The sequence below is a fragment of the Escherichia sp. TW14182 genome, assembly GCF_000208525.1.
In the GTDB taxonomy this organism is placed as follows: domain Bacteria; phylum Pseudomonadota; class Gammaproteobacteria; order Enterobacterales; family Enterobacteriaceae; genus Escherichia; species Escherichia ruysiae.
Genome location: NZ_AEJZ01000020.1, coordinates 1 through 6,706, shown reverse-complemented (window position 1 = coordinate 6,706; position 6,706 = coordinate 1). Strand labels below are relative to the sequence as shown.

General features: G+C 51.5%; 6 protein-coding genes and 1 pseudogene. 4 read left to right on the top strand and 3 right to left on the bottom strand.

Features of this window, described 5'->3' with window-relative positions; genetic code table 11:
* The first annotated feature begins 3 nt into the window (after positions 1-3).
* From EQY_RS0102095 to cueR, 3 genes are read left to right on the top strand one after another with little or no spacing between them, the layout of a single operon-like run.
* Positions 4-2,166, top strand: coding sequence for a type I secretion system permease/ATPase (locus tag EQY_RS0102095; RefSeq protein WP_000739043.1), 2,163 nt, complete (start codon positions 4-6; stop codon positions 2,164-2,166).
* Positions 2,163-3,338 (top strand): HlyD family type I secretion periplasmic adaptor subunit, encoded by a 1,176-nt coding sequence (locus tag EQY_RS0102090; RefSeq protein WP_001014327.1) that lies wholly within the window; start codon positions 2,163-2,165, stop codon positions 3,336-3,338. The genes EQY_RS0102095 and EQY_RS0102090 overlap by 4 nt, the downstream gene beginning before the upstream one ends.
* Positions 3,335-3,742 carry a Cu(I)-responsive transcriptional regulator gene (gene cueR / locus EQY_RS0102085; protein WP_001026747.1) on the top strand — a complete coding sequence of 136 codons (408 nt, stop codon included), beginning with the start codon at positions 3,335-3,337 and terminating at the stop codon, positions 3,740-3,742. The genes EQY_RS0102090 and cueR overlap by 4 nt, the downstream gene beginning before the upstream one ends.
* Positions 3,743-3,746: 4 nt before the next feature.
* On the opposite strand, the gene EQY_RS0102080 is transcribed toward cueR, so the two are convergent.
* The 3 genes and pseudogenes from EQY_RS0102080 to EQY_RS27395 form a co-directional block, all read right to left on the bottom strand.
* The gene (locus EQY_RS0102080) at positions 3,747-3,950 is read right to left on the bottom strand and encodes a hypothetical protein (protein ID WP_000650964.1); all 204 of its coding nucleotides are present in this window, start codon (positions 3,948-3,950) and stop codon (positions 3,747-3,749) included.
* On the bottom strand, positions 3,947-4,369 hold the full coding sequence (locus tag EQY_RS0102075) for a hypothetical protein (RefSeq protein ID WP_024212368.1): 423 nt from the start codon (positions 4,367-4,369) through the stop codon (positions 3,947-3,949). The genes EQY_RS0102080 and EQY_RS0102075 overlap by 4 nt, the downstream gene beginning before the upstream one ends.
* A 117-nt stretch (positions 4,370-4,486) precedes the next feature.
* A pseudogene (locus EQY_RS27395) lies at positions 4,487-4,870 on the bottom strand (YadA C-terminal domain-containing protein); the annotation flags it as partial.
* 1,424 nt (positions 4,871-6,294) lie between these two features.
* On the opposite strand from EQY_RS27395, the gene EQY_RS0102065 reads away from it, so the two are divergent.
* Positions 6,295-6,657, top strand: a complete 363-nt coding sequence (locus EQY_RS0102065; protein ID WP_001001645.1) for a hypothetical protein — start codon at positions 6,295-6,297, stop codon at positions 6,655-6,657.
* The last annotated feature ends 49 nt before the right edge of the window (positions 6,658-6,706 follow it).

Below are 6,706 nucleotides of genomic sequence, written 5' to 3'. Positions count from 1 at the left end.
ATAATGAAAAAAAATGCCCAGTCCGTGGAAGCCTGGCTGGAGGCGATGATCGCCGTGGCGCGCTATTATCGGCTCGATTTTTCTCAGGAGAATGTGCGCGCAACCGTCAACTGGGAGCGCGACAGTAAGCGGGAGGAGTTACTCACCGACATGGCGCGGCAGTTGGGAATGGGGCTGCGGCTGGTCGAGTTCTCCGCCGATTCGCTTAACCCCTGGCGACTGCCGCTGATCGCAGTGTTTGATAATCAGCAGATTGGCGTTATCACCCGCCGCGACAATCACGACAATATCAGCATTCAGTTCAGCGGTGACGAAGGGCTGGAAACTACGCTTAACGTCGCGGATGTTGAAGATAACATCGTCGAACTGGCGCTACTGCGCCCGCTCAGCGCCATTCCCGATGCGCGGGTGGATGACTATATTCGCCCGTATCAGGCGAACTGGTTCTGGAATCTCTCGCTGAAAGACTGGCGGCGCTATGGCGATATTATGCTGGCCTCGCTGGTGGCGAACGTGCTGGCGCTGGCGGCGATGATTTTTTCGATGCAGGTTTACGACCGCGTCGTTCCGGCGCAGTCCTACCCGACGCTGTGGGTACTGTTCGCCGGGGTGATGATGGCGATCCTGTTTGAGTTCTGTATGCGCATGGTGCGCACACATCTTTCCGATGTGATTGGTAAACGGGCGGATTTACGCATTTCGGATCGCGTTTTTGGTCATGCGTTACGGCTGAAAAATAACGTGCGCTCGAAATCCACCGGGTCGTTTATCTCGCAGATCCGCGAACTGGAATCGGTGCGGGAGCTTATTACTTCCACCACCATCGGCGCGGTGGCGGATCTGCCGTTCTTCCTGCTGTTTGTCTTTATTTTGTGGATGATCGGCGGCTGGCTGGTGCTGGTTGTTTTGCTGGCGCTGCCGTTGCTGGTGATCCCCGGCCTGCTGGTGCAACGCCCGCTGGCGCGGCTGGCGAACGAAGGGATGCGCGAGTCGGCGGTACGCAACGCGACGCTGGTGGAAGCCGTGCAGTCGATTGAAGACATTAAACTGCTGCGCGCCGAACAGCGTTTCCAGAATCAGTGGAATCACACCAACGACGTGGCGTCCTCCATCAGCATGAAGCAACGCTTTCTCACCGGGCTGCTGCTCACCTGGACCCAGGAAGTGCAATCCATCGTCTATGTGGTGGTGCTGCTGGTGGGCTGTTTTATGGTGATGAACGGTGACATGACCACCGGCGCACTGGTCGGGACGACGATCCTGGCTTCGCGCACCATTGCGCCGCTGTCGCAGATTTCCGGCGTACTCTCGCGCTGGCAGCAGGCGAAAGTGGCGCGTAATGGCCTTGATGAACTGATGAAGCGCCCGGTGGATCAGCCCGAGCACGGCAAACTGGTGCATAAAGCGGTACTGCACGGTAATTATCAGTTCAGCAACGCGGTGTTTTATTACGACGAAGAAGAGAAGATTGCCGATGTGGCGATTGGCAAACTCAACATTCAGGCGGGTGAGAAAATCGCCATTCTTGGGCGCAACGGCGCGGGTAAATCAACGCTACTGCAAATGCTCGCCGGAATGCGTATCGCCCAGCAGGGGCAGGTGCTGCTGGATAACATCAGCATCGGGCAACTTGATCCGGCAGATCTGCGCCGCGACATGGGGCTGCTCAGCCAGACCGGACGACTGTTTTTTGGTTCGCTGCGGGAAAACCTCACCATGGGAATGCCGGAGGCCAGTGATGAAGATATCGAACGCGCATTAACCCTCAGCGGGGCGCTGCCCTTTGTGCAGAAGCAGAAAAACGGCCTCAACTACATGATTCAGGAAGGGGGATTTGGCCTCTCTGGTGGTCAGCGGCAAACGCTGCTGCTGGCGCGGCTGCTCATCTCTCAACCCAATATCGTGCTGCTCGATGAACCCAGCGCCTCGCTGGACGAAATGGCGGAAGCGTATTTAATCGAACAACTGAAACAGTGGATTGGGCATCGCACGCTGGTCATCGCCACTCACCGCACGGCGATGCTGCAACTGGTGGACAGGATAATCGTGATGGATCAGGGGCGGATTGTGATGGACGGCGCGAAAGAGACTATTTTGCGTGAACAGGGCGAACCCACGGCGCGACGCGTGGTGTTGCAGGAGAAGAATAAGGGGTCTGCCGCATGAACGGACAACTGCAATACAACCGTGGCCTGACTGAACCTCGCCTGCCGCGTTCGGCGCTGGCGGTACGCGTGACTGCCGTAATGCTGCTCTGTTTTCTCGGCTGGGCGTGGTACTTCCAGCTTGATGAAGTCACCACCGGCAGCGGCACGGTAGAACCCTCCGGGCGCGAACAGGTGGTGCAGTCGCTGGAAGGCGGAATTCTGTATCATCTCGACGTCAAGGTTGGCGATATTGTTGAACAGGGCCAGCCGCTGGCGCAGCTTAACCGCACCAAAACGGAATCCGACGTCCAGGAAGCGATGTCGCGGCTGTACGCGGCGCTGGCAACCTCGGCGCGGCTGCGGGCGGAAGTGAGTAATAAACCGCTGGTCTTCCCTGACGAACTGAATAAATTCCCCGAACTTATCGAGTCGGAAACGGCGTTGTACAACACTCGCCGCGACGGGTTGAACAAAGCCACCACCGGGCTGACGCAGGGGATTAGCCTGGTCAACCGTGAACTGGCGATGACCCAGCCGCTGGTGAAACAAGGGGCTGCGAGCAGCGTCGAAGTGCTGCGCCTGCAACGCCAGGCCAATGAACTGGAAAACAAACTTAGCGACGTGCGCACGCAATACTACGTACAGGCGCGGGAAGAGTTAGCGAAAGCCAATGCGGAAGTGGAAACCCAGCGTTCGGTGATCCGTGGGCGTGAAGACTCCCTCACCAGGCTCAACTTTACTGCGCCAGTTCGTGGCATTGTTCAGGATATTGATGTCACCACGGTTGGCGGCGTCATTGCCCCCGGTGGTAAACTGATGACCATTGTGCCGCTGGATGAGCAATTGCTGATTGAGGCAAAAATCTCCCCGCGCGATGTGGCGTTTATCCATCCTGGGCAAAAATCGCTGGTGAAAATAACCGCTTACGATTACTCCATTTATGGCGGTCTGCCGGGAGAAGTGGCGGTGATTTCACCGGATACCGTGCAGGATGAAGTGCGGCGCGATGTTTATTACTATCGGGTGTACATTCGCACTTTCAGCAACCATCTGGAAAACAAAAGCAAACAGCAGTTTCCGATATTTCCCGGTATGGTGGCGACGGTCGATATCCGCACCGGCAAAAAGAGCGTGCTGGATTATCTGTTGAAACCCTTTAACAAAGCACAGGAGGCGTTGCGCGAACGATGAACATTAGCGATGTAGCAAAAATTACCGGCCTGACCAGCAAAGCCATTCGCTTCTATGAAGAGAAGGGGCTGGTGACACCACCGATGCGCAGCGAAAATGGTTATCGCACCTACACGCAGCAGCATCTCAACGAACTGACCTTACTGCGCCAGGCGCGCCAGGTGGGCTTTAACCTGGAAGAGAGCGGCGAGCTGGTGAATCTGTTTAACGACCCGCAGCGCCACAGTGCTGATGTAAAACGGCGCACGCTGGAGAAGGTGGCGGAGATCGAGCGACATATCGAAGAACTGCAATCCATGCGCGACCAGTTACTGGCGCTGGCGAATGCCTGCCCCGGCGATGACAGCGCCGACTGCCCGATTATCGAAAATCTCTCCGGCTGCTGTCATCATCGGGCGGGGTGAAAAATCAGTTAATCCCCGTTTGCACCGAAAGAATATGCTGCAAACTTTCTACCATAATGCGTCCCGTCTGAAATAAGCCTTCCTGTATTGCGTTGCTGGCATTAACCGCGTGAACCAGGGAGGCTAATAATACTACTTGCAAGAAGGCAAAAATAAACGCACCGATAATCAGAATATGTGTCAGGGATATTTTCTTTTCATCCTTCATTTTAAATAGCCCACAAACTGGCCTTCCTTCATTAATGCGACTTTTCCTGTGTGATGATAAACAATCACGTTATACAGGCCCGACTGATAAACTGTGGCATCGGCATTATCTTCATCAATCGCACATAATGAATCATTGAGATAAGCAAAGTTCTTACTGCTCATTCTAAAGGTCATGCCAAATCCTTTATAAATGGCTTTCTTTGTCGCCTGGGCATGTTGTGCGGCTTCTGCATTTTTAAATGCCTGCGCTTCGGATGCACTTAAAATAGCCGCCTGACGCTGTTGTTCGGCAAGATAACAGGTGTCATGAGATACGCCTTGCGCCTGGCAGTCTGCAATGCGAGACGCGGGAGAGCTACAACCAGCCAGCATGATTAACGCCAGCAGGGAAATCGATTTAACGGTGCTATTCATCATTGTTAACCTTAAATAATATGAGAATTAATGAAGAGGTGATATTAGGCAAACGTCCTTGCTCTAATTTATTCAATAGTTCTGTTTTTTATTGGTATTTATAAGGTGTCTGGTAAAATTTTAGAACGAATATCCCACACCGACACCCGCACCGAAATCAGATTGCGTATCCGCAGAAACACCCGCTTTAAGCACTGTATGCGTTCCGGCATTAAAAGACGTGCCGACAGACACCGCCGATTCACCATTAAACGTTCCCGCGCCCGCAGACACCATCATTAAATCACCGGTTTTTACCTGCGGCTGTGAGGCAATGGCAATAGCTGACGCAATCCCCGCATTGGCATCTTTACGGTTGTCTTCAACTTCGTTTTTCAGTGAGCTGAAATGGTTATTGAGCGTATTAATTTGCTGGCTGTTATCCGCTACTCGTTTTTGCGTGGTTGATAACTGCTGATGTGTATCGGTGGAATCCTGCACCAGATTTTGAATTTGTTCACCGTAATGAACGCTATCAATCTGTTGTTGTGCCGCCAGCTTACTTACCGCAGTGTTGGTTTTTGTTATATCGCCATGAATTTCTTCCAGTTCTTTTGATTGGTTCTCGGTGGCAACACTTTGAGATACCGTCGTCATGGTAGAAGAAAGAGCGTCAATTTTTTTCCCTTGCTCCGCAGAAGCGCGCGTGCTGGCTTCATTTTCCGCAGCCAGTTTAGCGTTGACCATACTCTGATAACGGGCGGCGGTCTGAACATCACCGATGGCAGCGACCGTTTTTTGTGTGGCTTCGAGCTGTACCTGTTGTTCCGTAATCTGCGTTTGCTGGGTTTCGGCTTGTGATTGCTGCGCATTGTCGGCGGCAGCCTGACGGGCATTAACCATGCTTTGATAACGGACGGCGGTCTGAACATCACCGGTAGCGGCGACTGTTTTTTGCGTAGCTTCGATTTGCTTTTGTTGTTCGGTAATCTGCGTTTGTTGGGCTTCGGCTTGTTGCTGCTGTGCGTTATCCGCAGCCTCCTGACGGGCGTTGACCATACTCTGATAACGCGCTGCGTTCTGGACATCACCGGTAGCAGCAACCGTTTTTTGCGTATCGTTAATTTGGTCTTGTTGAGCTCTAAGAATGTTCTTCTGTTCGATAATGTCGTCAGTATTTTTATGAATAGCCGCTTTGCTGGCGTCAATCTCGGTTTGCGCTGACGTAATGGCCTGGTTCGCTTCATTGGCGGTCGACACTGCTGTGTTAGCGGTGGTTTGCGCATTCTGGATGGCGGTATCCTGTGCCGCATCGCGGTCTGCCTGGGTCTGTTCCGGGTAGATATTGTCGCCCGTCTCTGGAGACATATACCCATGCGAAAACAGGTAGTCTTGCGCGGCTTCTGTATTTCCAGTACGAATCATGAAGCGTCCAATTTTCTGGTCAACTTCTTCATGTGACATCCCTGGTTGGATTGCCTCCAGTTCTGTCGCTGCCGCCTCAATCGTATCACCCGCAAAGGCAGATGGACTTACAGCAGTAGCAATAACGACAGCCAGTAAAGATATCTTTACAGTTTTCATTCATTTTTTCTCAATCAAAGTAAGTCGCATTTATGTTTCTTATAGCAACATTAATTGTTGTTATAAGAAATATTATGCGTTTCGCATTGATCGAAATCTACGCTGGCATTTGTGTGATGTAAAGCGCGTTTTTATACGATGTAAGCGTAAACACCGACTAATAGAAACTAAAAAGGTTTCCATTAGAAATAAAATGGAAAATCATTTTGTGCTATTTCTCAGTAACAAACCGTAAAGACTTGTTTTGATAAGCGAAATAAATGCTGTTTCTGCACTAAACGTGATGCTGTTGCTGATGTATGTTAGAATGCGTTTCTTTGATAAATCTCAATTTTTAAGAGGTTTACACCAGGCAGGAAAATTAAATGAATGAATTTGAGAAGATTTTTAATGAAATGAATCTGGACAGGGCGTTACTCCCTATCCTTTTTCGTTCGAATCGCTCCACGGTGTGGAAGTATTTAAGCGGCGATAGTACGGCTCCTGCCTCTGCCATGTCGCTGATCATGCTGTTGCAGTTGATCCAGAAGAGAAACCCCGATTTGTTAGCCGAATGGTTAACGCTTTCTGATTTCACCATTCCGCCAGAAGTTTACCTGGATCAGCCCGATTACTGGAAAGGGTGGGTGTATACCCAACATAAGGTCAATAAAAACGTCCTGGAATATTTAAAAAAACATTATCCGGATGAAGACCAGAAAAGTATGGGTAAAACCACAGAAGAGTAAATTGCCATTCCCCGCCCACATGCCGGATGCGGCGTAAACGCCTTATCCG

Excerpts from the sequence above, each read along its gene's own strand:
- EQY_RS0102080 (WP_000650964.1), bottom strand. The coding sequence starts at position 3,950 with ATGAAGGATGAAAAGAAAATATCCCTGACACATATTCTGATTATCGGT.
- EQY_RS0102095 (WP_000739043.1), top strand. The coding sequence starts at position 4 with ATGAAAAAAAATGCCCAGTCCGTGGAAGCCTGGCTGGAGGCGATGATC.
- cueR (WP_001026747.1), top strand. The coding sequence starts at position 3,335 with ATGAACATTAGCGATGTAGCAAAAATTACCGGCCTGACCAGCAAAGCC.
- EQY_RS0102090 (WP_001014327.1), top strand. The coding sequence starts at position 2,163 with ATGAACGGACAACTGCAATACAACCGTGGCCTGACTGAACCTCGCCTG.
- EQY_RS0102075 (WP_024212368.1), bottom strand. The coding sequence starts at position 4,369 with ATGATGAATAGCACCGTTAAATCGATTTCCCTGCTGGCGTTAATCATG.
- EQY_RS0102065 (WP_001001645.1), top strand. The coding sequence starts at position 6,295 with ATGAATGAATTTGAGAAGATTTTTAATGAAATGAATCTGGACAGGGCG.